Origin of the sequence: Ectobacillus antri (assembly GCF_003852715.1) — a bacterium.
Taxonomy (GTDB): Bacteria; Bacillota; Bacilli; order Bacillales; family Bacillaceae_G; genus Ectobacillus; species Ectobacillus antri.
Map to the genome: position 1 here is coordinate 40,945 of NZ_RIAV01000018.1, position 25,317 is coordinate 66,261.

Here is a 25,317-nt window from a genome sequence, read left to right on the forward strand (position 1 = left end):
AGAGGCTAAAGTTTGTTGCTGATGCGGCTACGGAGGTTCGCTTTCCTTAGGCAGTCAGGGAGCCTTCTCGGCGCTTCAGTTATAGTTAACGGTATAGCTGTGAACCGCTCTGCATAAACTCTGTAGCTTTTTGTTCCATCTCTTGTTGAACCCAGTTTTCAGCACCCATTCCTTTTTCCTTAGCAACATTTCGTATATCCTGCGAAATGCGCATGCTACAAAACTTCGGTCCACACATCGAACAAAAGTGGGCTGTTTTTGCTCCTTCGGAAGGAAGTGTTTCGTCATGATATTCCATAGCGCGTTCTGGATCAAGAGAGAGGTTGAATTGATCGCGCCAACGAAATTCGAATCTAGCTTTCGAAAGAGCATCATCTCGTTTTTGTGCACCCGGGTGTCCCTTTGCTAAATCCGCCGCATGAGCAGCGAGCTTGTATGTCACAACGCCTGTGCGAACATCTTCTTTATTAGGAAGGCCAAGGTGCTCTTTTGGTGTAACATAACAAAGCATTGCTGTTCCAAACCATCCAATCATTGCTGCACCAATAGCTGAGGTGATATGGTCATAACCAGGCGCAATATCTGTTGTGAGTGGGCCTAGTGTATAAAATGGTGCTTCCTGGCATAGTTCTAACTGCTTCTCCATGTTTTCTTTTATTAAATGCATGGGAACATGACCTGGCCCCTCTACCATCACTTGCACATCATGCTTCCAAGCAATTTTAGTCAGTTCCCCGAGTGTTTCTAGTTCTTTAAACTGCGCTTCATCGTTTGCGTCCGCGATTGAGCCTGGACGTAACCCGTCTCCTAAGGAAAAGGCGATATCATATGTTTTCATGATTTGGCAAATGTCTTCAAAATGCGTGTACAAAAAGTTTTCTTGATGATGTGCAAGGCACCACTGCGCCATGATGGAGCCGCCTCTTGAAACGATACCTGTCACCCGATTTGCAGTGAGTGGAATGTAACGTAAAAGAACACCAGCGTGAATAGTAAAGTAATCTACACCTTGTTCAGCTTGCTCAATCAATGTGTCACGGAATACGTCCCAGTTCAAGTTCTCCGCAATACCGTTTACTTTTTCAAGTGCTTGATAGATAGGAACCGTTCCTATAGGTACCGGTGAGTTGCGAAGAATCCATTCCCTTGTTGTATGTATATGTTTTCCTGTTGACAAATCCATAATTGTATCTGCGCCCCAACGAGTAGCCCATGTCATTTTTTCTACTTCATCTTCAATAGATGAAGTAACGGCAGAGTTACCAATATTGGCATTGATTTTCACATGAAAGTTGCGACCGATAATCATGGGCTCGCTTTCTGGATGATTGATGTTGCACGGGATGATAGCGCGTCCACAAGCGACCTCGGCACGTACAAACTCCGGAGAAACTTGCTCCCTTATTGCAATAAATTCCATTTCAGGTGTGATAATACCTTTGCGCGCATAGTGCAGTTGTGTAACATTTTTTCCAGACTGTGCACGGCGTGGCTTTTTGCTTGAATTAGGGAAAGTGTATAAATTTACACGAGGATCATGGTCTTTAAATCCGTTATCAGCAGCCTGTATATCTCTGCCTTCATATAGTTCCGTATCATTTCGTTCCACGATCCAATTTGTTCGTAGTGGCTGTAGGCCTTTTCGTATATCAGTAGCAATATTCATATCTGTATAAGGACCGCTCGTATCATATACCCGAAATGGCGCGTTCTCTGTCATTCCTAATGCGTCTATCGTAGGAGATAACGAAATTTCGCGCATTGGGACTTGGATATCAGGTCTAGAACCTTCAACATATACTTTTTTGCTACCTGGAAAAGACATAAAATCTTGTGCAGAATTGCTTTTCATCATTACATCGCTCCTTTTTCCATAATAAAAGGACCGTGTCTACTTTCATAAGCATGAAAAAAGCCAGGCTCTGCAGAACCTGGCTGAATGTTAGGAAATAAGCATAATACAAATTATGCGCGCTAACTTCCCCACGCTGGTATGAACCAGATCAGGTCCTGAGGGTTAAGAAACTTCACTGTGTTTCTCTCTCAGCCCAACTCGTTGGACACCCCTAGTCATTAAAAATTTTCAATTTTACAAAATAAATATATGGTATTTGCATAAATTTGTAAAGGGTTTTAGTCAACTAAAGAGCCAATGATAGGATAACGGTAAGGTTTATCATTTATCGCTCTTAAAATACCCATGATAGGAGCAATAATGGCCATCAATCCAAATATAATTAGGAATGGAATACCAATTAATATCCAGGATAAGAACAAGGATACGGAAATTAAAATACTCATGATCACGTGAAACAGTAGCGCTTGTAAGGACAGACTTTTTACTTCACGATCGGATATTAACAAATACACCACCAATGGGACAATAATAGGCGCAAACCAAGTGCTTGCATGAACTAGTATTTTTAAACCTTTGTGTTCCAAAGAAAACACTCCTTTGATGTAAGTCATATTCTTATTATACGTTATGGAAAAAGGGAAAGATTCAGACCAAAGATGTATTTATCTATACATCTATAGAATGGCATTCATAATCTTATTTCGTTAAGGTGATGCGACTTGAAATGTGACAAAATGATTTTTAATTATATATACGAAAGTAAGTAAAAATAGAGTAAGGCTCACTTTCCTCTAAGTTATTCTTATTCTTTACATAATAATGTAACCATAACGTTTGACTGTACAGTAACACTCGTTTTATGATAAAAGTATGATACCTTATTTGCTAGATGGCTTCTTAAATCTGTCATGATTTCTTTTTGGAAAATGAGGCAAATTAATGAGAAGAGGCGAATATTCACACAGGAGGTGAACACTCCGGCTTTTTGTAGCGGAGGGCACATTTGGAGATATTGAATTTAATTTTAGTCGCAGTTTTAATTGCACTTACCGGTTTTTTTGTTGCCGCTGAGTTTGCGATGGTGAAAGTGCGCGGAAGTCGAATTGATCAGCTGGTTGCTGAAGGAAGAAGGGGTTCACACGCAGCAAAGAAACTTGTTTCAAACCTAGACGAATACCTGTCTGCTTGTCAGCTCGGTATTACAATGACTGCTTTAGGTCTTGGTTGGCTAGGAGAACCAACCGTTCATCATATGCTCGAACCGCTTTTTAAAGACTTGAACTTTTCAGATGCTGTGGCAGGTACAGTATCCTTTATTATTGCGTTTTCATTAATTACCTTCTTACATGTAGTAGTGGGGGAGCTTGCGCCCAAAACCGTTGCTATTCAAAAGGCGGAGCAAGTTACTTTGTTATTTGCTAAACCGCTAATTTTGTTTTATAAAATCGCATACCCATTTATTTGGATTTTAAATGGGTCTGCGCGTGTCTTGGTCGGGATGTTTGGCTTTAAGCCTGCATCTGAGCATGAAGTGGCTCATTCTGAGGAAGAGCTGCGTTTGATTTTAACGGACAGCTTTGAAAGCGGAGAAATTAATCAAGCAGAGTATAAATATGTAGAAAATATTTTTGAGTTTGACAATCGAATTGCAAAGGAAATTATGGTACCCCGTACTGAGATTGTTGGCTTATATGTAGAAGATTCATTTGAACAGCATAAAGTGATTATTGGAAATGAACGCTATACAAGATATCCCGTTTTTGGTGAAGATAAGGATGATATTATTGGTATGGTGAATGTGAAGGACTTTTTCATTCGCTATATGAGTGAAGATGGGACGCACACCCGTTCTATTCGGGACTTTACGCGACCGGTTATTGAAGTGATGGAAACGATCGCAATTCATGATTTATTGCTGTTAATGCAGAAAAAACGTATTCCAATGGCCGTTTTATATGATGAGTATGGGGGAACAGCGGGGTTAGTTACCCTAGAAGATATTCTAGAAGAAATCGTCGGAGAAATTCGTGATGAATATGACGATGACGAGCGTCCGCCAATCCAGCATATCAACGATGAACATAAAATTGTAGATGGAAAAGTGCTGATTGAGGAAGTTAATGATTTGTTCGGCCTTGATATTACGGATGAAATTGTAGACACGATTGGCGGCTGGATTTTAACTCAAAATCATGAGATTCAAGAGGGACATGCCGTTGAGGCTGGTGGTTACGAATTTAAAGTGCTGGAGAAAGATGCGCATCAAATTAAACGAGTGGAAATTCGTAAAGCGCAGGAGCGAGAAGAACAAGCAACGGCGCAGTAAGTCGTTGCTTGCGTTTTTGCCCACTCGTATGTTTGCCGGACAAATCAGTGAGTTGGAATTACGATTTGCGTATGAAGCATCTGGCTTACGTGTTTGGATGGAAGTAGATTGCCGCACTGGTTTCCACGAGATGGAAGCAAAGCGGGAATTTGTGCTAGAGCATGTACATTTGCAAGATCAATCGTATGTGGTACAGCTTTTAGAAGAGTATATCACAGATTCTTTGAAACGCCCTCACCTTTACACAGAGCCGTTCTCTTATAAAACACACGGATACCATGGTAGTGGAATTGGCAGTATGATTGGTGGTTTAGCAGTCGGACTTTTAGGTGCAATGGTGTTAGACGAAATGATAGAAGAAATGTTTGAGGACGTAGCTGAAGAAATGGGATTTGATGAAGAATCTGGGTTGGGAGATTTCTTTGGTGGTGACGGGGAAGAGTTTTAATGAGGAAAAGGACGCAAATGTGCGTCCTTTTTTGTTGCCCGAAATGCTACTTGGTATGAACAAAAAGTCCATGAAAACGGACAGAAAAGTACATGGTAACTTTAGGCAAAAAAACGTATCATCATAAATGAGATTGATTATCAATAACAAAGGAGAATATAAATGAGAAACAAAAACAGAAGTCGATTTATGAGCATTATGCTCCTTGTAAGTATAGTGGGAATGATTTTGGCAGGCTGTGGGACAAGCAAGGAAACAATGGGTGAGAATAAAGAAAAGGCTAAAACGGATGAAGTGCGCAAAGTAAAACATGCAATGGGTGAAACCACAATACAAGGTACGCCAAAGCGTGTTGTTGTGTTAACAAATGAAGGTACTGAAGCAGTATTAGAATTAGGTGTAAAACCAGTCGGTGCAGTGAAATCTGGTGTTGGTGAAACATGGTTTCCGCATATTGTAAAGAAAATGGAAGGTGTAAAGGAGTTAGGAGAAGAAGCACAGCCTAACTTAGAAGCGATTGCTTCCTTAAAGCCAGATCTTATTTTGGGCAACAAAGTTCGCCATGAAAAAGTGTATACACAATTATCTGCGATTGCACCAACTGTATTTTCTGAAGACTTAGCAGGAAGATGGAAAGAAAACTTTACGTTGTATGCAGAGGCTTTGAATAAAGCAGCAGAAGGAAAAAAAGCAATGACAGCTTATGATAAACACGTTGCCGATGTAAAGAAAAAGCTAGGTGAAAAAATAAATACGCAAGTATCGCTAGTACGTTTCTTACCCACAACAGTTCGTATTTATCAAAAAGATACATTTGCTGGTACGGTATTAAACGATGTTGGTATTGCACGTGTACCTTCACAAGATAAAGACAATTTTATGGAAGTGATTACAGAAGAACGTATGAAGGATATGGACGGGGATATTATGTTCTACTTCAACGCTGATTATGACGAAACAAAAGGCGGTACGAAAAAGCAACAAGAGTGGATGAACCACCCGCTGTATAAAGAGCTAAACGTAGCTAAAATTAATAATGCTCACCAAGTTGATGAAGTCATTTGGAACCTGTCCGGCGGCATTAAGGCAGCTAACTTATTGCTGGATGATATTGTGAAGCACAAGGATTACATGAAGTAAAGTCGAGATGTTTTTAGGGGAGGGAAGAATGGGAGCGGTGTAGTTGCGGTTAGGATGTAAGAGGAGTTTATATCTAGTAAGACCATACAAACTTGTGCATGCCTCGCGTTTGTTTCCTTGTTGTTGATAGGTGAGAAAAACTGGCTGACATAAAAAGTACGCCATTATAATTGAAACAGATAATCATTTTCAATTATAATGGTGTACAGTTACATGAATAGGAGAATTTGTATATGTTTATTCAAATTAAAACAATTTCTGTAGAAGAGGGTTATGCGGAACAAATGGTAGAGCGTTTTGCAGGAAAGGGTGTCATTGAAGAGCAACCTGGTTTTTTAGATTTAAGTGTGTTAAAGAAAAAGCAAAGAAAAGGTGCAGAAGAAGTTTTAGTTGTCATTCGCTGGGAATCGGAAGCAGCGTGGAAGGCTTGGGAGACGAGTGAGATTCATTTAGCAGGTCATCTTGCGAACCGTGGTAAACCAGCACCTTCTTTCATTTTAAATAGTCGTCAAGATGTATACCATGTATTGGGACAGAAAATGTGTCAAGTGTAAGAAAAAATACATTGTATCAATGTGTATAGGAAAGATGGTGTTTAGGTTGTCAATTATAAATGGGATTTCTTTGTTAGATATTCAAGTTTTTTCACAAGAAATACACAGTGCTGATGTAAATACAGACAAAAAGTTCATGCTTTTGTATGTGAGCGCAGGCAGTGGTTTACTTACAGAAGGAGAGAAAGAAACCTTCTTATATGAAGGAATGAGTTATTGGAGTAATCAAAGTGTACATATTACATCAAGAGAAGCTATGCATGTATATATACTATTTTGGGACACCCAAGCAAAGTGGACACAGCTTCCTTTGGCACAACAACCACTACTAAAGCTTATTCCGCTATGGGAGGATTTGTTGCATTTGCAACAGGGATCTTCTTTTTCCGAGCGATGCCGCTTTAACGCAGCCGCATGGAATCTGATTTCATTGTTAACAGATGACACTTCCTACGACAGTATTCAAGAAGCTATATTGTTTATGAAGGAGAATGTTTCAAAGGTATATACAATTGCAGAATTGGCTACGAATGCAGGAATGACACCAACTTCATTTACAAGAGCGTTTAAAAAAAAGACAGGGATATCTCCAAAAGAATTTTTAAATGAACAAAGAATTAAGTTGGCAAAAGAGTTAATGCAGCAACACGAGAACATTACAACAAAAGACATTGCCTTGCAGGTCGGGTTGCAGGATGAATTTTATTTTAGTCGATTATTCAAGAAAAAAGAAGGTATACCACCTTCTGTATATATGAAAAAATTTCATGAAAGACGTGCGTAAGGTACGTTATTTTTTTGGAACTATATGAGAATTATTATCAATTGTAACATTTGGATATACCATTGAAAGGTGCGCAAGTTGTTTAGACGGTAGGTTGTAGAAGACTAAGGCGAAAGGGTGGAAATATGCGCCAAACTGCAAAACAAATAGCTGCGAACGCTTCATTTCAAGCGTTTATGAACAGTTATCTTAAAGAACTTGGTCAAGAGGAGTGGTATAGAAAGGATGAAGTTCATTTTCCATGCCCAAGTGGTATAAATGGTGAGGAACTATTATATGTAAGGCTTCCAAAGCAGAAACAGGAGCTGATATTAGAAGTTGCATATCGCTCTCTAGTCGGAAGACATACTTTTTCACGTGTATTTTGCCTAGCAGATACAACATGGGTAGAACAAGATTTTTATGCAACTGTGGTCATGCTTATTCAAGAACTGCATATGAAGCAAACAAAGCATATTGATGGCTATGATACTTCACATTGCGATGAATTGCTTGTTCGTTTTTTGGAAAGCTATCAAAATATGACTCATTATATTGAAAAGAGACTAGGTGAGCATAAACATAGGGTTCATTCCTTTATTGAAGCAGAGCAGTCACTTGTATATGGTCACTGGCTGCATCCAACACCAAAAAGCAGACAAGGCATGGCATCTTGGCACCATAACAGTTATGCACCGGAACTGCGAGGTACGTTTCAGCTTCATTACTTTAAAGTCCATATGAGTCTAATAAAAGAGGATTCAGCATTGGCTATGTCGGCTCGTGCCATTGTCCAACAGAATATAATGCCAGAGATCCAAATACGAGAAGACGAAATAGTGATTCCGATGCACCCACTTCAGGCGCAGTGGCTTTTACAGCAGTCTTACGTACAAGATGCCATGCAAAAAGGAAACATTCTTCACTTAGGTCCTTTAGGCTCATGTTACACAGCAACGTCTTCCATTCGTACTTTATATCAAGAGAACAGTAAATGGATGTATAAGTTTTCCATTCCTGTTAAAGTGACAAACTCCTTGCGAACAAATCGATTACATGAATTAAAAGCAGGAGTAGCAATGGCTAGGCTTATACAAACCTTGCAGTGCGATACAGTTTCATTTCGAATTATTCAAGACCCGGCGTATCTTACTGTGAATTTACTTGGAGAAGAAAGTGGGTTTGAAGTTATCATCCGTTCTAATCCATTCCAGCAAGGGCATGACCAAGGAATATTTACAATTGCTGCGCTCGTACAGGATCCATTGCCCGGCAGAATATCAAATATACGGAAAATCATAGAATCGCTTGCGTTACAAGAGAACCGTTCTGTACAAGAAGTAAGTCGAAAATGGCTGCAGCACTATTTTACATGCGCAATTGAACCATTGCTGCGTTTATACGATACACACGGTATTGCACTAGAAGCACATCAGCAAAACAGTATATTAGATGTAAGTAGAGGATATCCGACTGTATATTATTATCGCGATAACCAAGGCTACTATTTATCACGTTCTTATCAAGCTTACTTACAAGAGAAAGAACCATCATTAGAGCCGGACTTATTTTATGAAGATGCGATTATCCAAGAACGCTTTGCGTACTATTTATTTGTAAATCAGGTATTTTCTGTTCTACATCGTTTTGGTGTGGAAGGCTTGTTAACAGAAGAAGAATCTGTTCATTGGTTGACGGTTTCTTTACAAGAGTTACAGAAGGATTTTACAGGACCCGGCAAATCCTTTTTACACATGTTGTTTATGCAGGAGAGTTTTCCTTGTAAAGCCAACTTGCTAACGCGCTTATACGATGTGGATGAATTGGCTGCAGATTTGGAGCAAGCTGTGTATGTAACGATTGCTAATCCGTTTGTATCACGAAAGGAGCTGCATTATGCACACAGTGTGTGAGGCAACAGAACGAGTAATCAGGCAGCTTGTAGAAGCATTATTATATGAAAACTTAGTAGTATTTGAAGAGGTTTTGCAGCAAAACAATACGTGTATTTACTATATACAAGGGCAGTCCGAGCAGTATGTGTGTACAGGAAAAAGAACGGGGTTCGAACGAGTTAGACTCAAATCAGACATAAAACACCGAAGTGGTGCCCCTGTATTGTTGCACGAACTTGTAGCAGAGTTATTACCGACAGCCGTTCAAAGTGAAATACTTTACGAATTAGAAAGGACAATTTATTTTAGCAATTGGAACAAAATGAATGTGAATCATATCTTACGCAGACAGATGAACTATGAGGAGCTCGAGTCCGCTATTGACGAAGGACATCCGTATCATCCTTGCTATAAAGCGCGCACAGGCTTTTCTGATTACGACCATGAGCGCTTCGGTCCTGAAGCGGGAGGAGCATTTTACTTATACTGGCTCGCTGTAAAAAGAGAGCATACAAAGCTCATGCTGCCAACGGAAGAACAAAGCTTTTGGCAAAAAGAGCTGGGGGGCTATGATTGGAAGATGCTGATTACGGAGTTATATCAACAAGGTGGAAATATAATGGATTACACGTTTTTGCCTGTGCATCCTTGGCAGTGGAAGCAATGTAAGGAAAAATGGGAACAACTCCTTACAGAAAAAGAAATAATCCCACTTTGTTACGCAGGGGATTTGTACCGGGCGACGCAATCGATTCGTACACTTTGGAATCAAGATGACCCGCTTAAATCTCATATTAAATTATCTCTGAATATGAGTAACACATCCGCAAAACGGGTGCTTGCGCCGGAGTCTGTAACCTCTGCACCGGCAGTATCCCGTTGGTTGCGTACGGTTATTTCATCAGATTCATATTTTCAAAGCTGCGGGTTTCAAATATTAGAAGAGTATGCGGGAATTGTGTATGATCCTGCTTCTATACAACTGAGAGCTCTTACAGAGGGGCAGCTTGGTGTAATCTGGAGAAAAAGCGTGCGGCACTATGTAAATGAAGGTGAAAACGTACTACCATTCACTGCTCTTCTTGTAACAGAGGAAGATCATGCGCCGTTTGTCGATACATGGATTCAAAAATATGGCTTACAAGCCTGGTTCACGCAGCTTGTGAACGTTGCTGTTTTACCTGTATGGCATCTGCTGCTTGCTCACGGCATCGCAATTGAAGCACATGCACAAAATGTATTACTGGTTCATAAAGAAGGTTGGCCGCTTCGCGTAATTGCCCGGGACTTTCATGAAAGTGTAGAGTATACAGAAGAGTTTATTGCAAACGGGGAATGGGTGCCGGATTTTTCAACGTATCACGAGCGTTATCAACAGGTAAAACCTGATAACTACTTTTGTATGTCCTCTGTCGAAGCATTGCGGGAGTTATTTACAGATACGATGTTTGTGTTTCATTTCAGTGAATTGATTTATGTAATGAGTGAGTATTACAAGGTGGATGAATTGCTATTTTGGAAGCTGATTTATAAGGCAATAAATTTGCACATTGAAAGCATGCCGCATTTACGAGAACGAGCAGAGCAATTATGCTGGCAAGATTCATTTGTGCAAGTGGAATCACTCTTAAAGAAAAAAATATACAACACAAAGTCAGAATATCATCACATGGTAAGAAATACATTAGCTGATGCCGCAGATAAAGGGGACATTTCACATGTTATTTGTTAATGAACAATACTATACAATCAGTGACTTGGAAGAATATCATTATAAATTTGAACATTTGCCAGAGCTACAAGACTGTCAAAATAAGAGAATTGCAGCTTGTTTGCCTGAGGCTTTTTCGTATATTGCGCTGTGCTTATACATATGGAAAAAGGGAGGAAGCTTTGTTCCTATTCATGCAGCAACGCCCTTTTTAGCAGCAAAGGAAATTGCGTGTGAAAGTGCCGCTCATGTACTATTCTTTCATTCATTTGAAGATGCAACCATCATCAAAAAGGAACAAAATGAGCAAGAAGGCTTTCTGGTACAAATGAGTTCAGGAACGACAGGGACACCTAAAAAAATCCTGCGTACATGGCTCATGATTGAGGAAGAGCTGGAGGCATACACTTCCGTCTTTCCTGAACATGTGGGGAGTACCACGATCATTGCGTGTCCGGTGACACACTCATACGGTTTAATTAGTGGTGTATTTGCAGCGCTGAAAAGAGGAAGCACGCCTGTAATTATAACAAATTCAAATCCAAAGTATGTACTGCGTATATTACGTGAGTATCCAGACCACATTTTATATGCGGCGCCGGCCTTGCTTCATATGTTAGTTCAATTGGCAAAACCAGTCGGTCAGTTTAATGCAGTGATGACTTCGGGAACGTTAATGCCGCAGCCTTGGCTTGACGCACTTTGCCTGACAGCAAATCGCGTGCTGCAGCAATATGGCTGTTCTGAAACAGGATGTGTGACATTACATCCAGACCTTCGACATGCGGAAGAAATGGGGCGTGCTTTGCCACACGTGCGAATCCAAACGGGAACAGAAGACGCACCAGGTGAAATTGTAATTTCCACAAAGCACGGGAAAATCTTTACAAAGGACATAGGGTATGTCAAAGGTGATATGCTGTGCTTTGTTACGAGGCAGGACGATATGATTAATGTAGCGGGCTTAAACGTCTATCCATCAGTGGTAGAAAAAGTTTTGTTATTGGATGAGAGGCTGGAAGAAGCTGTTGTATATAAGAAGCAGGATATGTATGCAGGTGAGCGTGTGTGCGCACAATTCACGTCGGTGGCCGTTATTGAGATAACAGAACTGCTTATATTATGCCAAAAGTATTTAGCACCGCATCAAATTCCTGTTGAACTTGTTCAAGTAGATGAAATAAAAAAACTGCCAAACGGTAAAGTGAGTCGCCGTATGCTAGGAGGGATTATGGTATGAGCAGGACGGAATTATATGACGCCATCTATCACATTCTGAAAGAAAAATTAGCTTTATCTCATGTATCTGCGTTTCATGAACATGCCAGATTAAATGAGGATTTATATATGGATTCAATTATGGTGCTGCAGCTTATTTTACATATTGAAATTGATCTAGGGTTCAACATTCCAGATGATGCAATCGTACCGCAGGACTTCCATACGGTAGGTTCCTTGCTGTCATTTCTAGAGGGGATGGAGCAAAATCTGGGGAGGAAGGTCTATGATTAAGGTGCATTGCTTTGTCAGCTGTGTATGCGAAGTGATTAAGAAAACAGCCGATGTTGATCATCGTCCGTACTACTTTGGTGTATGGGATGCTGATTTTGATATCAGTCATGATTATATATTGCGTTATCATTCCGAAACAATAGATCATGAATTTTTTAAACAATGGTACGAAATGCTATACGGCATTCACATTCATCGCTGGTATGAGGAAGAAAAAACAAAGGATGAAAATGTGGAAACGCTGTTAACGTTATTGCAGAATAAACCTGAGAACCGTTATGTAATGGTCATGCTTGATTTGTCCATGTTGCCTGAACGTGAAAATAAGTTCCATCAAAGCCCATTTCCGCACTATGTGATGCTAGAGCCGACTGCTAATCAAGAAGAGTGGTGTATGTATGATCCGGATTTTCGCTGGGAGGGATATTTACCCAAGGAAAGAATTTTAGCTGCAATTCGTGAGCCAGCTGTAAAAGGTGGCTACTACTTTGATGCGGAGCATATACACCCAGCCTCTCCTGAAACGGTAATTGCATATTTCCACACATGTCTAAAGAAATATGAAAATCCAATGACAGATGGCGTGAGGAAGATCGTCCAAGCCTACACAACGGGAAATCAACAGCATCGGCTGCACGAGATTGGCATAGCCTTACAGCAGCTGCCTGTACTTGCTATTCGGAAATATGCGTACGAGCATGCCTTTGCCTATTTTTGGGAGAATCTTTGCTGGAGTGATGAAGAGTTTGAAGCATGGTGCGATGAGGTAGATTGTTTAGTCAAAGGGTACACGAAAGTACAATACCGGGCGATGAAGCTTGGAATGACAAGGAATATGGACCTAGTTCAGGACATTTTTACGTGCTTGGATGAGCAAGATGAACGTGAATTTAAAATTAAAGAGGCACTGAAACAATGCTTTGAAGCATGGCAGCAAACTTGTATTGTGTCACAATAGAAAGGAGAGCAACAATGGAACTTTCTGTTTGTACCATTTCATTTCGGCACCATTTGCAATCTATTGAAGAGATTGCAGCATGGGCAAGCCAAACAGGCTTTACAGGTATAGAGCTTTGGGGAATTCATGCTAGATATTTAGAGGCGTATGACTATGATGAACATTGGCTAAAGTCCTATCACCTACACACAGCTATGTTAAGTGATTATATTCCTTTTGAAGAAGAGGAACGTCTGAAATCTGTTCAAACGCTATCTCGTTTGGCACATAGATGGGGAGCGAATAAGATTCGAACATTTGCAGGGGGGAAAGGGAGCCAATATACGCACGGTGCCGAGCGAAGAGAGATTGTTAGCGCTTTACGGCGTAATTGTGAACAGCTCAGTGAACACGGACTATCTCTGCTCATTGAAATACATCCTAATACATTGGCAGACACACTGTCATCTACACTACAATTGATAGAAGAGATTGACCACCCTGCTTTATACATCAACTATGATGTCCTTCACATGTGGGAGTCAGGTGTTGATCCAGTCCAAGCATACAAGCAATTACAGCCAGCTATAGCTCATCTACATCTTAAAAATATTTCATCGCGGCAATACTTGCATGTATTCGAGCCAGCCAATGTATACGCCGCTTCCGGCTCTAGGAAAGGAATGGTTGGACTATTTGAGGGGGCAGTAGACTATCAGGACTTTTTTTCCAGGATTAAGACACCCATTTCTGCCTCTTTAGAGTGGTTTGGAGGCGATGTAAAACGAGTGTTACAACAAGATGTACTTGCATTGCAAGAAATATTGTATAAGAAACTCGTTTAATCAAAGCAGCATGTTTCCGTTCAATGGGAAAATGCTGTATCTGTTAGCTCTTTACATCTCTCATTTTTCTTTCTAATCCACAACAAGCGCTGTTTTTTAATAGAAGATGTGCTGAAAGTATGAACAGGACAGCTCTTTTTTCATATCAATCAAAAATACCCCATAATTTCTTCACATTTCTTTTTTATACTTTAGTTAGAAAAAAAGAGAGAAGGGGAAAATATGGAAGCATTGCAAAATACACCGCATGAGATGCCAAAGCAACAACAAAAGACAGGTAAGTCCTTATATCAAACAATTTGGAGATGGCATTTTTATGCGGGCATTATTTTTACGCCATTTCTCATTATATTGGCGCTAAGCGGAGCAGTATATTTGTTTAAACCACAAATTGAGAACACTTTATATAAGGATTTATACTTTGTTGAATCAAAAGGAGAAAAACTTGCTGTATCGAAACAGATGGATGCAGTAAAACAAGCATATCCATCAGCAGTTATTGCTGCGGTAACTGTTCGTGATGAAGCAAATCGAACGAATAAGGTTAGTGTACTTGAAAAAGGAAAAATGTTCTCTGTCTATGTTAATCCGTATACAGGAAAAGTAGTGGGTGAATTGCAGCCAGAGAAAGAATTTATGACTATTTTCAAAAAGCTCCACAGCGAGCTAATTGTAGGTGGTACGGTTGCAAATCGTCTTGTAGAATTAGCAGCTTGCTGGGCCGTCATTCTTCTTGCAACTGGATTATATATTTGGTGGCCTCGAAACAAAGCTTCCATTTGGGGAACGGTCTTGCCACGTTTGAATAAAAGAGGACGCACATTATGGAGAGATTTACATGCAGTACCTGCATTTTGGCTAACAGGTGGTATACTCCTTCTTATTGTAACAGGACTTCCTTGGTCAGGTGTAATGGGAGAGCAAATCAATAAGTTGGCAACTGCTACACATACAGGCTATCCTACTTTTTCATTTGGATTTGGTCCGAAGCCGGAATCTGCTACATTAACAAAGGATATAGCGAAGGATGTGCCTTGGGCAACAGAAAACTTGCCAGTGCCTGCTTCGCAAATTAATGGATATGTACCATTGTCTGTTGATGATATAAACAAGGTGGCAAGAGCAGAGAATATCAAAGCACCGTATACGCTGTCTATGCCACAAGGGCCAAAAGGTGTGTACAGTATTACAACATCTCATACGAAGCCAGGAGATAATGCTACCCTGCATGTCGATCAATATAGCGGCGCTGTGCTTAGTGATGTTCGTTATGAGGACTATGGTGTAATGGCTAAAGGTATTACATTAGGTATTGCACTGCATGAAGGACGATTATTTGGTCTTGCAAATCAACTTTTAGGATTAGTGATTTGTTTAGGACTTATCGGAATTTGTGTAAGCTCTTTTGTGATGTGGCGCAAGCGAAAGCCGATAAACAAAGCAGGCGCACCAGCTCCTATAAAGGATAAACGTGTTCGTATCGGAGTAATGATTATCATGTTGTTGTGTGGTCTTATTATGCCGCTTGTAGGTATATCCATTATCGCGGTGTTAATTCTGGATAAGCTTATCATTACGAACATCAAGCCTCTTCGTAATTGGTTATCAGCTTAAGGGGGATAGCAGATGAAAAGAGTATGTGTTGCATTAACAGTGATGTTGCTTGCAGCTTGTGGTACGCAAAGTAAAGAAAGCGGCATGAAAAAACAAAATGAGCTAGTACAAGCTCATGTGCTAGTGCCTGAAAATGTGGAATTGCATAAAGAACAGCAGCTTCAGATACAGGTGAAAAGCAGTAAAGCGCTATCTTCTCCAAACGTTTCCTTGAAAATCTGGAACGAGCAACAAGAGCCAATGAATTTACCAGTTCAATATGAGCGCGATGGTGTATATAGTGTGAAAACGATGTTTCATCATAAAGGTATTTATTACGTACAAGCTACTGTACAAGGAGAGGACTTTCAGTTAATGCCAAAGAAGCGCTTTGCAGTAGGAACAATTACAAATCAAGAACTGAAGCAGTTAGAAGAGGTGCCGCAATCTAAGAAACCGTCTTCTCAGCAAGGACACCATCACTGATAAAGGAAAACATAAACGGGCAAGAGATATAAGAAGGTTTCATTCATAAGAACATGATTCTAATGTTGTAAGATAATGCTTACGATTTTTGAATTATGTTCTTTTTTATTGTATAAATACAAGATAGTATTTTGAATATTTTCCTGAAATTACACCTTTAAGCAAGAGCTCTTAACTGTAATTATAATAAAGAATGTAATAAAATATACTATAAATAAATGTGATTTCCATTTTAAACAGTGGATGGAGTAAAACTTAAAAGGTGAGCTAGATGTGTCGTATATAGAGAATGGGCAAACCGGAAAGAAGAATGTCTATGATGCAACAAGAAACAACATTGCAAAGTGTTAAGAAAACAGTTTATATGTATGTATTACCAATCGGTTTTATAGGATGCACTATGGATTTTATCTTTGGTATGTCTATTGGAACAAATGAAACAGTAGAACGCATATCATCTCCCATAATAGGTATTTGGTTGCTCGTATCGTTCATATTATTATTGTGTAATTCTCCATTGTTTGCAAGGTCGGAGGAGGGTTTGTTTTGGCTTGTAGGTGCATACTACAATATCAAGTTTTACACGTTTTTAGCTGCACAATATACTGGTCGAACAGAATATATTGACGGATTTGCGTTATGGATGCCGCTCGTATTCATTATATTATTTTTAGTATTTGAACGAACAAAAGCTTTAACCTTTTCTTGGGCATTGCTCGCTGTGAATGTTATGGGAGTAGTGGTTATTATAATAGAGGACCGGCTGTCTCTTGAAAAAGCAAGAATTGTGCTACAACTATTACTTTCACATGTGGCGTATGTAGTTTTTCTAGGTGTGATGGAGAAATTTAAATATATTTTCTTTGAACGAAGCCTTTTAAATAAAATGGCGTATACAGATTACTTAACAAACTTACCTAATCGCAGAAGCATTGAAAGTACAATTGATGAACAGTTACAACAGTCCGCTAGTTCTCATCAGCTTTGGGTTGTTATTTTTGATATTGACCACTTTAAACATATTAATGATGTATACGGTCATCAAGTGGGAGATACAGTTTTGCAGCAACTGGCAGAGCTTGTAAAACGGGATTTATCAGAGCATGAAGTTGTAGGAAGGTGGGGGGGTGAAGAGTTTATTTTCGTCATAAACAATATGGACTACACCGAGATGAGAAAACGTATAGAGAGATTGAAGCATGAAATAGAATCACATGTATTTCCTGTTGTCAGTCATGTTACAGCCAGCTTTGGGGCTACGCTTTGTTTTTCTGAGGATACCACCCGTGATATTTTAAAACGTGCAGATGATGCGTTGTATGCTGCAAAACGGAATGGCCGAAATCAAATATGTGTGGCCAATGAAGAGCTGCTTGTATGAGCAGCTCTTTTTTGTTCATGTTTTTGACAAAATTTCAAACTTGTATTATACCCGCACAGGTATATAATGAAAGGGTAAGAAAACAAAAAAGCCAAGGGAGGAAATATAGGTGAAGAAAATAGTCATAGTTGGTGGAGTTGCCGGCGGTGCGACTGCTGCGGCACGCCTGCGTCGTCTAAATGAACAAGACAAAATCGTGTTGTTTGAAAGGGGCGAATATATTTCCTTCGCAAACTGCGGTCTTCCCTATTATATTGGGGAGGTCATTGAACAACGAAATAAGCTCCTTGTGCAGACGATCTCTGGTATGAATCAAAGATTTAATATTGATATTCGCAACTTAAGTGAAGTTACAGCCATAAATAGAGAGAGAAAAACCGTAACTGTGCAGCATGTGCAAACAGGTGAAGTGTATGAAGAATCGTATGATGTCTTAATCTTATCACCTGGAGCGAAGCCGATTGTTCCTGCTATTCCGGGCATTGAGGATGCGCAGGCACTCTTTACATTGCGTAACGTACCTGATACGGATCGTATTAAAGCATATGTAGATCAAAATAAGCCTAAGCATGCAACTGTTATTGGCGGTGGCTTTATCGGTATTGAAATGGCTGAAAACTTACGAGAACGTGGGTTAGAAGTTACATTGATAGAGATGGCGAATCAAGTTATGGCGCCAATTGATTACGAAATGGCAGCTATTGTCCACAATCATATGAGAGAAAAGGGTGTTGAACTCATTCTACAAGATGGTGTTCAAGCCTTTACTAAACAAGGAACACAAGTGGTATTAAAAAGTGGGGCGTCTGTTGAAACAGATATGATTATTTTAGCGATTGGTGTACAACCGGAAAGTACACTGGCAAAAGATGCTGGATTGGAATTAGGCATACGAGGCACGATTAAGGTAAATGAAACCATGCAGACGTCCGATCCGTCTATTTATGCGATTGGAGATGCGATTGAAGTACGAGACTACGTAAATGGTGCAGAAACAATGATTCCACTTGCCTGGCCTGCCAATCGTCAAGGTCGACTCGTGGCAGACCATATTAACGGTCGTGATGTAACGTACAAAGGAACGTTAGGAACTTCTATCGTGAAAGTCTTTGATATAACAGTCGCCGTCACAGGAAACAATGAGAAAGTATTAAAACAAAAGGGTCTTGCATATGAAGCGATTCATATTCATCCGGCCAACCATGCTTCTTACTACCCAGGAGCAGAGCAAATCTCCCTGAAATTGCTGTTCAACAAAGACACAGGTGAAATATATGGTGCACAAGCAGTTGGTAAACAGGGGGTTGATAAGCGAATAGACGTTCTAGCTACCGCGATTAAAGCAGGATTGAAGGTCACGGATTTACCAGATTTGGAATTAGCGTATGCACCTCCTTATTCTTCTGCAAAGGACCCTGTGAATATGGCAGGATATGTAGCAAGTAATATAATGCTTGGCGATGTGGAAACAGTCCAATGGTATGAGATTGATGAACTTGTTAAGCAAGGGCATCTTTTGATAGACGTTCGAGATGCAAATGAAGTTGTACGCGGTATGATAAAGGGAGCGATTCATATCCCACTAAATGATCTACGAAATCATATACATCGTTTGTCTAAGGATGAAACCATCTACGTGACTTGTCAGGTTGGATTACGTGGGTATCTGGCAAGTCGTATTCTCAAGCAAGCAGGCTTTCATGTGAAAAATTTAGATGGCGGATATAAAACGTATGCATCCGTGTATCGTAGGTAACCGGTTCAGGAGGTTTTACGGGGCATGATGATAAATATAGGATACATTATAGCAATAGTTAGTTTATTTATAATCGCACATGTCTTGTTTCGGCGGTATAACCCATTTCTTCAAGTGCCGTGTATTTGTAAAGAACATCTGACAAAACAAAAGAACCTCGTTATTTTAGATGTGAGAGATTATAATGAAGAAAGTCGAGCGCGTATGCCGCAAGCATTGAACATACCGTATGCATATTTGCCGCGGTTTTATCATGAAATTCCAAATGGACGCATTCATGTGATTGCGAGCAAGGCTCTTGACCGTAATTTAGCTATTCAATTTTTAAAGAAAAAAGGAATAGATGTTAAAAGTTATACACTTACCAATAAGATGTGCGATGGAACGATTAAATAATGAAAAGGACGCTTATGTAGCGTCCTTTTCATTATGGCTGTATTACTCTGCTTCCGGCATCACCACAGCCGCTTTATCATCATAGTTTTTTTCAATAAAACCTTCGCCCCATGCACACATGGAATCTAAAATCCCTTTTAGTGACCATCCGTACTCCGTCAAAGAATATTCAACATGCGGAGGTACTTCATTAAAAACCGTACGTTTCACAATTCCATGTTCTTCTAATTCACGTAGCTGCTGCGTTAACATTTTTTGCGTAACATTAGGCATGAGGCGCTTTAATTCTCCAGGCCGCTTTGTTCCTTTAATCAAATGACATAGAATAACTACTTTCCATTTCCCGCCAATCACCTCAAGCGTTGCTTCCACAGGAATATTATACTTGTACATCTCTTTAACTCCTTTGCATTCTATTTAAAGTGAGGTAGAACTCACATTCTATTCTTTACTACCATAGCATTGCTTGTTTGCTTTATCTATAGGCACTTTAAAGTACCTACCTTACTTTAAAGTACGTACTGTTTTTTATGTTGTGCTGATTTTATAATAACATTCGTTGAACAACAAAGTAACACAAATCAAGGGCCCTGATTTGTTGTATACACATATAGAAAGAAAATTTGAGGAGGGCATATATGAAAACAGCACATGAAAAGAGAAGTATGTTTGCACTGTTAGCGTTAGCGATCAGCGCATTTGGTATAGGAACAACAGAATTTATTAGCGTAGGGTTATTACCTGCGATTGCAAAAGATTTAGATGTTACGATTACAATGGCGGGATTAACCGTCTCTTTATATGCACTAGGTGTTGCAATTGGAGCACCTGTGTTAACGTCTCTTACATCAAGCATGTCACGAAAAAACTTATTAATATGGATTATGATTGTATTTATTTTAGGAAATACAATTGCGGCAACTGCGACAACATTTACTGTATTGCTGATTGCTCGTGTTGTATCAGCACTTTCACACGGTGTATTTATGTCGATTGGTTCAACGATTGCGGCGGATTTAGTACCTGAAAATAAGCGGGCAAGTGCCATTGCCATTATGTTTAGTGGCTTAACAGTTGCAACGGTGACCGGTGTACCAATTGGAACGTTTTTAGGTGATCAATTTGGTTGGCGCTTTGCATTTATGGGGATTGTTTTGGTCGGTGTAATCGGCTTAATTGGAAATAGTATTTTAATACCTGCTAACCTTCGTAAAACAGAGAAAGCTTCCTTTAGAGATCAAATTAGATTGATTAAAAATGGCCGTTTGTTATTAATGTTTGCCATTACAGCGCTTGGATATGGCGGAACGTTTGTAACATTCACGTATTTATCACCTCTTCTGCAAAAAGTAACAGGGTTTAAACCTGAGGCAGTAAGTTTAATCTTATTAGGGTATGGTATTGCCATTGCAATCGGTAACGTCATTGGTGGACGTCTATCGAATAAAAATCCGCTTCGCGCGCTGTTCTTTATGTTTATTGTACAAGCTATCGTATTAGCTACACTAACGTTTACAGCGCCGTTTAAAGTTGCTGGGTTACTGACCATTTTATTTATGGGATTGCTGGCATTTATGAATGTACCAGGCTTACAGGTATATGTGGTTATACTAGCAGAGCGCTACGTACCAAGCGCAGTAGATGTGGCGTCTGCGCTTAACATCGCTGCTTTTAATGCTGGTATCGCAATTGGTTCATACCTTGGCGGTGTCGTAACAGATTCGATAGGGCTTGTTCATACCGGCTGGGTAGGAGCTATAATGGTAGCCGGAGCTGTTTTATTAACAGGCTGGAGTATACAATTAGAGAAAAGGTCTTAAGTTGTGCTAAAAAGAGGCTGGGACAAAAGGTTTTCAGCCAAAGAAAAATCCGAACTATCAGTCGGAATTCTCTACACAGAATTCGATTTAGTTCGGATTTTTTCTTTATCAGTGGTAGTTATTCTCTATTCTGTCGGCTTTAGAGTGACATAATTCAGTTATGTCCCGGCCTCTTTTTATGATAATATATCGTTTTCAATATCTCTCTCTTTTCTGAGCATCCATAAGCGATAAGTATTTTGAACCACGACTTTCATGACTGCATACACAGGAACGGCTAAAATAAGTCCTAGCAGACCACCCAAACTGCCCGCTACTAGCAAAATAGAAATAATGGTAAGCGGATGAATAGAAAGCGAGCGTCCCATTACTTGCGGAGATATTACGTTGCCTTCTAATTGCTGCGCAATAACCATAACAACAAGAACTTTTACGACCATTGTTGGTGACTCTAAAACGGCAACAATTAAAGCTGGGATAATAGCAATAATCGGTCCCACAAATGGAATGACATTTGTGAACATCGCTATAATAGCCAAGAGTAATGAGTACTCAATGCCGATAATTAGGTAACCGATATAAAGCATAATCCCAACGCATATACTTACAAAAACCTGACCTTGAATATAAGAGCTCAATGCGCCGTCTAAGTCTGATAGAATTTTTTTACCGTTCTCTCGTTGTAAAGGTGGTAGCAAACGCAGTACTTGCTGCGGTGCTTTTTCGCCTTCTTTTAACATGTAATACAAAATAAAGGGAACCGTAACGAAGATTGTAATGATGCTAGTAACAACCCCGATAAAACGTGCAATATTTGTTCCGATATTCGTTAAGCTAGATGATAAATAGGCAGAAGCCTCCGTTGAAAGCTCATCCCAATTAAAATTACTGTTTTCTTGAAACCGATTTACCCATTCATTTTGTTGTAATTGCTGTATCTTAACTCGTGCGTTTTCTACTAAAAATGGCGCATTATCAACTAAGCTGTTAACCTGCCGTTGTAAGATTGGACCTAAAGAATAGACAAGTAACGTAAGTAAGCCGCCGAACACAGTGTAGATAAGCAAAATAGAAAGTGTTCTTCTCACTTTGCGGGATTCTAAGTAGTTCACCAATGGTCGAAACAGATAGTACAATATACCCGCGACTAAAAATGGTGAAAACAACGTTTGTACGAGTGCCACAACGGGTTGGAAAATAAAATCAATTTTTGTTCCTACCCAAATAATTAAGAAAATAAGTAAAATGGCATAGCCGAATTTAAATGCTTTTGTTTGGGGCATAGCATAACCTCATTCTATATAAGTTTTTCTATAGTTTACCATACAATTAGGGGGATTGTAGACTATAATGAACCTGAAAATAGACGAGCAAATGATTCTTTTGTACGTTCTAGTAAGCTTCGCTTATACAATTGAACTGGGCTTACGCGTTCGCTGTTCATGATGTCTTCTTCATAGTGTGCTATTAAAGTTTGAATAGAAGAATCACCTACCAGAAATACATTGACTTCAAAGTTTAACTCAAAGCTTCGCATATCCATGTTTGCTGTGCCGATGGAAAATACGGGTAAAAAGACAAGCACGTATATCCACACAGCGTATAAGGGGCGCTTCGATTTTCTAACATCAGAGAATAAGCGCTGATTAAAATGAAAGAACTGTAAACACCAACACAAAGCGTTTTCCAGATGAAAGATGTTTCTGTGAAAAAAATAATGTATGCTGCAAAAAGCATAAAAAGCACAAATATAAACTCTATACGTCGTTTTAAGAAACGCTCTGGCACTTTTGTTTCCTTTGTTGCTTATATGTCGGAGATACTATATAGCTCTTATACCGATAAACTCAAATATTGAGTTTTGGTTATTTCAGAATAATATTTAAGAGAGAAGTATTACAAGATTCGTACAAAATTTGTACACATTTATGGAAGATTTTTATCGATCTTGTTAGTCCATAGAAGTACGATTTTTATGTTTTTGTTATAATCAGATATACTATAAAGTACACTTAGATGGTAGATACAGTTAGGAGAGGATTGTGTGTCAAAGCAACAGGCTTTGCTTGAGGAAGCAAGGCAGTTCATATATACATGTTATGATGAATTAGGAAAAAGCCAAGAAACGATTGTACAGCGAATGAAAGGGATAGAAGAGGAAATTCAAGTAACCGGTACATATACACACACCTATGAAGAACTCGCATATGGTGCACGAATGGCTTGGCGAAACAGCAATCGTTGCATTGGCCGTTTGTTTTGGAATAGTTTGCATGTATTCGATGAAAGGCAATTGCAAGCAGAGGAAGATATATTTACGGCATTATTGCGGCATATTAATTTTGCGACCAATGATGGGAAAATTCGACCAACAATTACTGTTTTTCGGCAAGGGATGCGGATTTGGAATCATCAATTGATTCGTTATGCAGGATATGAGGAAGAAGGTAGCGTAATAGGCGATCCCGCATCTCTTGCATTTACGCGCACTTGTGAAGAACTAGGTTGGAAGAGCGAGCGTACAAACTTTGATGTGTTACCGCTTGTGATAGATGCTGGGAATGGGCCGAAATGGTTTTCTATTCCAGAAACAAGTGTGATGCGTGTACCGTTAAGCCACCCGGAATTCGCTTGGTTTTCAGACTTACAGCTACAATGGTATGCTGTGCCTATTATTTCAGATATGTCGCTTGAAATAGGCGGTATCATTTATACTGCAGCTCCTTTTAATGGGTGGTATATGGAAACGGAAATTGGTGCAAGAAATCTAGCTGATGAAGGTCGTTATCATATGCTGCCGCGTGTTGGTAATTTGATGGGGCTTGATACAAGTAGAAACAGCACGCTCTGGAAGGATAAAGCGTTAATTGAGTTAAATATTGCAGTGCTTCATTCATTTAAAGCAGCAGGTGTAAGCATTGTTGATCATCATACCGCTGCGCAGCAATTTCGGTTATTTGCGGAGCAAGAATGTGCACATGCGCGTAAGTTGACAGGAGACTGGACATGGCTGATTCCACCTGTTTCACCGGCAACCACGCATATTTTTCATGAAAGCTATGATAATGAAATTGTAAAGCCAAATTATTTTTATCAACATGTGCCATATCAAACAGGCACGTTTTAAAGAAAAATCGCATGTATTGAAAATGTACTCATTTTTCGTCAATAAAACGGTTGACACAATGAGGAAGACCGCTCTATAATACAAAGTAAAATTACCGTACAAATTCATAATAAAAGCCATGAAGGGTTTTAAGTAGGAGTTATCTCCCTGTTACAGAGAGCTGATGGTTGGTGAAAATCAGCACATAGATAATTGTGAAATACAATCCCCGAGCATCTCTTTCGTAGTGAAGCATATGTTTCATGAAGGGAGAGACGGTCATTTGATCGTTAACATGAAGAGTGGCGGATGTAAGTCTGCAACAAGGGTGGTACCGCGATAACTATCGTCCCTGCTGTTTATTCAGCAGGGACTTTTTGCATATAATTTCATAGTGAGCAATGAAGGAATTTCAGTAGTACTTGTTTCCCTGTTACAGAGAGCTGATGGTTGGTGCAAATCAGTACACAGGCAAGTATGAAATACAGTTCCCGAGCATCTCCTTCTGATTGAGAAGGAGACGGTCATGAGATCGTTACCAATAAAAGCGGCGAAGTGTGACTTCGCAAGTAGGGTGGTACCGCGATGATCATCGTCCCTGTCATAAAGGCAGGGGCGTTTTTTTATATAAAAGATTACATTTTGCGTTGTTGCCCAGCTTCACCTAAATTGTCGGCTCTGCTTTTCTATGATCTAGCGCCGCCTCCCAGACACTCCCACCTAAGAACCTCGGTCACAAAAAGGCAGAAAGCGCCTTTTCGAACCGAGAACCTTAGGCTCTGTGTCTAAA

Annotated in this window: 22 protein-coding genes, 1 pseudogene, 1 riboswitch and 2 other annotated features; of the genes and pseudogenes, 18 read left to right on the forward strand and 5 right to left on the reverse strand. The window is 39.7% G+C overall.

The window, feature by feature from the left end; genetic code table 11:
* Positions 1–85: 85 nt before the first annotated feature.
* The gene (gene thiC / locus EEJ45_RS14060) at positions 86–1,855 is read right to left on the reverse strand and encodes a phosphomethylpyrimidine synthase ThiC (RefSeq protein ID WP_380018202.1); all 1,770 of its coding nucleotides are present in this window, start codon (positions 1,853–1,855) and stop codon (positions 86–88) included.
* Positions 1,856–1,963: 108 nt separating this feature from the next.
* Positions 1,964–2,078, reverse strand: a riboswitch (TPP riboswitch).
* A gap of 55 nt (positions 2,079–2,133) precedes the next feature.
* A complete protein-coding gene (locus EEJ45_RS14065) occupies positions 2,134–2,442 on the reverse strand; it encodes a DUF4870 domain-containing protein (RefSeq protein ID WP_124565444.1) in 309 nt (102 codons plus the stop codon).
* 419 nt (positions 2,443–2,861) lie between these two features.
* Between EEJ45_RS14065 and EEJ45_RS14070 the strand changes: the two genes are divergently transcribed.
* The 16 genes from EEJ45_RS14070 to EEJ45_RS14145 all read left to right on the forward strand — a co-directional run bounded on the left by EEJ45_RS14070 (position 2,862) and on the right by EEJ45_RS14145 (position 19,601).
* Complete coding sequence (locus EEJ45_RS14070) at positions 2,862–4,184, forward strand: hemolysin family protein (protein WP_124565445.1); 1,323 nt, start codon at positions 2,862–2,864, stop codon at positions 4,182–4,184.
* On the forward strand, positions 4,114–4,632 hold the full coding sequence (locus tag EEJ45_RS14075) for a sporulation protein (protein WP_164464294.1): 519 nt from the start codon (positions 4,114–4,116) through the stop codon (positions 4,630–4,632). Before EEJ45_RS14070 ends, EEJ45_RS14075 begins: the two co-directional genes overlap by 71 nt.
* A gap of 162 nt (positions 4,633–4,794) precedes the next feature.
* Positions 4,795–5,772 (forward strand): ABC transporter substrate-binding protein, encoded by a 978-nt coding sequence (locus tag EEJ45_RS14080; RefSeq protein WP_124565447.1) that lies wholly within the window; start codon positions 4,795–4,797, stop codon positions 5,770–5,772.
* A gap of 233 nt (positions 5,773–6,005) precedes the next feature.
* On the forward strand, positions 6,006–6,326 hold the full coding sequence (locus tag EEJ45_RS14085; protein ID WP_124565448.1) for an antibiotic biosynthesis monooxygenase family protein: 321 nt from the start codon (positions 6,006–6,008) through the stop codon (positions 6,324–6,326).
* A gap of 46 nt (positions 6,327–6,372) precedes the next feature.
* Positions 6,373–7,110 (forward strand): helix-turn-helix domain-containing protein, encoded by a 738-nt coding sequence (locus EEJ45_RS14090; RefSeq protein WP_164464295.1) that lies wholly within the window; start codon positions 6,373–6,375, stop codon positions 7,108–7,110.
* A gap of 125 nt (positions 7,111–7,235) precedes the next feature.
* Positions 7,236–9,002 carry an IucA/IucC family protein gene (locus EEJ45_RS14095; RefSeq protein WP_124565450.1) on the forward strand — a complete coding sequence of 589 codons (1,767 nt, stop codon included), beginning with the start codon at positions 7,236–7,238 and terminating at the stop codon, positions 9,000–9,002.
* Entirely contained in the window at positions 8,986–10,716 is a 1,731-nt protein-coding gene (locus EEJ45_RS14100) for an IucA/IucC family protein (protein WP_124565451.1), read from the forward strand. The genes EEJ45_RS14095 and EEJ45_RS14100 overlap by 17 nt, the downstream gene beginning before the upstream one ends.
* Complete coding sequence (locus tag EEJ45_RS14105; RefSeq protein ID WP_124565452.1) at positions 10,703–11,935, forward strand: AMP-binding protein; 1,233 nt, start codon at positions 10,703–10,705, stop codon at positions 11,933–11,935. The genes EEJ45_RS14100 and EEJ45_RS14105 overlap by 14 nt, the downstream gene beginning before the upstream one ends.
* On the forward strand, positions 11,932–12,207 hold the full coding sequence (gene asbD, locus EEJ45_RS14110) for a petrobactin biosynthesis protein AsbD (RefSeq protein ID WP_124565453.1): 276 nt from the start codon (positions 11,932–11,934) through the stop codon (positions 12,205–12,207). The genes EEJ45_RS14105 and asbD overlap by 4 nt, the downstream gene beginning before the upstream one ends.
* Positions 12,200–13,165, forward strand: a complete 966-nt coding sequence (locus EEJ45_RS14115; protein ID WP_124565454.1) for a DUF6005 family protein — start codon at positions 12,200–12,202, stop codon at positions 13,163–13,165. Before asbD ends, EEJ45_RS14115 begins: the two co-directional genes overlap by 8 nt.
* A 14-nt stretch (positions 13,166–13,179) precedes the next feature.
* A complete protein-coding gene (locus EEJ45_RS14120; protein ID WP_124565455.1) occupies positions 13,180–13,989 on the forward strand; it encodes a sugar phosphate isomerase/epimerase family protein in 810 nt (269 codons plus the stop codon).
* A 222-nt stretch (positions 13,990–14,211) separates the two neighbouring features.
* Positions 14,212–15,603 (forward strand): PepSY-associated TM helix domain-containing protein, encoded by a 1,392-nt coding sequence (locus EEJ45_RS14125; protein WP_124565456.1) that lies wholly within the window; start codon positions 14,212–14,214, stop codon positions 15,601–15,603.
* 12 nt (positions 15,604–15,615) lie between these two features.
* Positions 15,616–16,068, forward strand: a complete 453-nt coding sequence (locus EEJ45_RS14130) for a FixH family protein (RefSeq protein ID WP_124565457.1) — start codon at positions 15,616–15,618, stop codon at positions 16,066–16,068.
* A 316-nt stretch (positions 16,069–16,384) separates the two neighbouring features.
* Positions 16,385–17,449, forward strand: coding sequence for a GGDEF domain-containing protein (locus EEJ45_RS14135; RefSeq protein WP_164464296.1), 1,065 nt, complete (start codon positions 16,385–16,387; stop codon positions 17,447–17,449).
* A 109-nt stretch (positions 17,450–17,558) separates the two neighbouring features.
* The gene (cdr, locus tag EEJ45_RS14140) at positions 17,559–19,205 is read left to right on the forward strand and encodes a CoA-disulfide reductase (protein ID WP_124565459.1); all 1,647 of its coding nucleotides are present in this window, start codon (positions 17,559–17,561) and stop codon (positions 19,203–19,205) included.
* A 24-nt stretch (positions 19,206–19,229) separates the two neighbouring features.
* Complete coding sequence (locus EEJ45_RS14145; protein ID WP_124565460.1) at positions 19,230–19,601, forward strand: rhodanese-like domain-containing protein; 372 nt, start codon at positions 19,230–19,232, stop codon at positions 19,599–19,601.
* Positions 19,602–19,643: 42 nt separating this feature from the next.
* On the opposite strand, the gene EEJ45_RS14150 is transcribed toward EEJ45_RS14145, so the two are convergent.
* Entirely contained in the window at positions 19,644–19,994 is a 351-nt protein-coding gene (locus EEJ45_RS14150) for a winged helix-turn-helix transcriptional regulator (protein WP_124565461.1), read from the reverse strand.
* A 245-nt stretch (positions 19,995–20,239) separates the two neighbouring features.
* Here EEJ45_RS14150 and EEJ45_RS14155 point away from each other — a divergent pair, with 245 nt between their 5' ends.
* Positions 20,240–21,421, forward strand: a complete 1,182-nt coding sequence (locus tag EEJ45_RS14155) for an MFS transporter (RefSeq protein ID WP_245999935.1) — start codon at positions 20,240–20,242, stop codon at positions 21,419–21,421.
* 176 nt (positions 21,422–21,597) lie between these two features.
* Here the strand turns inward: EEJ45_RS14155 and EEJ45_RS14160 are convergent, their stop codons facing one another.
* On the reverse strand, positions 21,598–22,704 hold the full coding sequence (locus EEJ45_RS14160) for an AI-2E family transporter (protein WP_124565462.1): 1,107 nt from the start codon (positions 22,702–22,704) through the stop codon (positions 21,598–21,600).
* Between the two features lie 62 nt (positions 22,705–22,766).
* A pseudogene (locus EEJ45_RS14165) lies at positions 22,767–22,985 on the reverse strand (phospholipase D-like domain-containing protein); the annotation flags it as partial.
* 480 nt (positions 22,986–23,465) lie between these two features.
* Between EEJ45_RS14165 and EEJ45_RS14170 the strand changes: the two are divergent.
* The gene (locus EEJ45_RS14170; RefSeq protein ID WP_124565463.1) at positions 23,466–24,548 is read left to right on the forward strand and encodes a nitric oxide synthase oxygenase; all 1,083 of its coding nucleotides are present in this window, start codon (positions 23,466–23,468) and stop codon (positions 24,546–24,548) included.
* A 109-nt stretch (positions 24,549–24,657) separates the two neighbouring features.
* Positions 24,658–24,884: a binding site (T-box leader), on the forward strand.
* Between the two features lie 35 nt (positions 24,885–24,919).
* Positions 24,920–25,130, forward strand: a binding site (T-box leader).
* Positions 25,131–25,317: the final 187 nt, after the last annotated feature.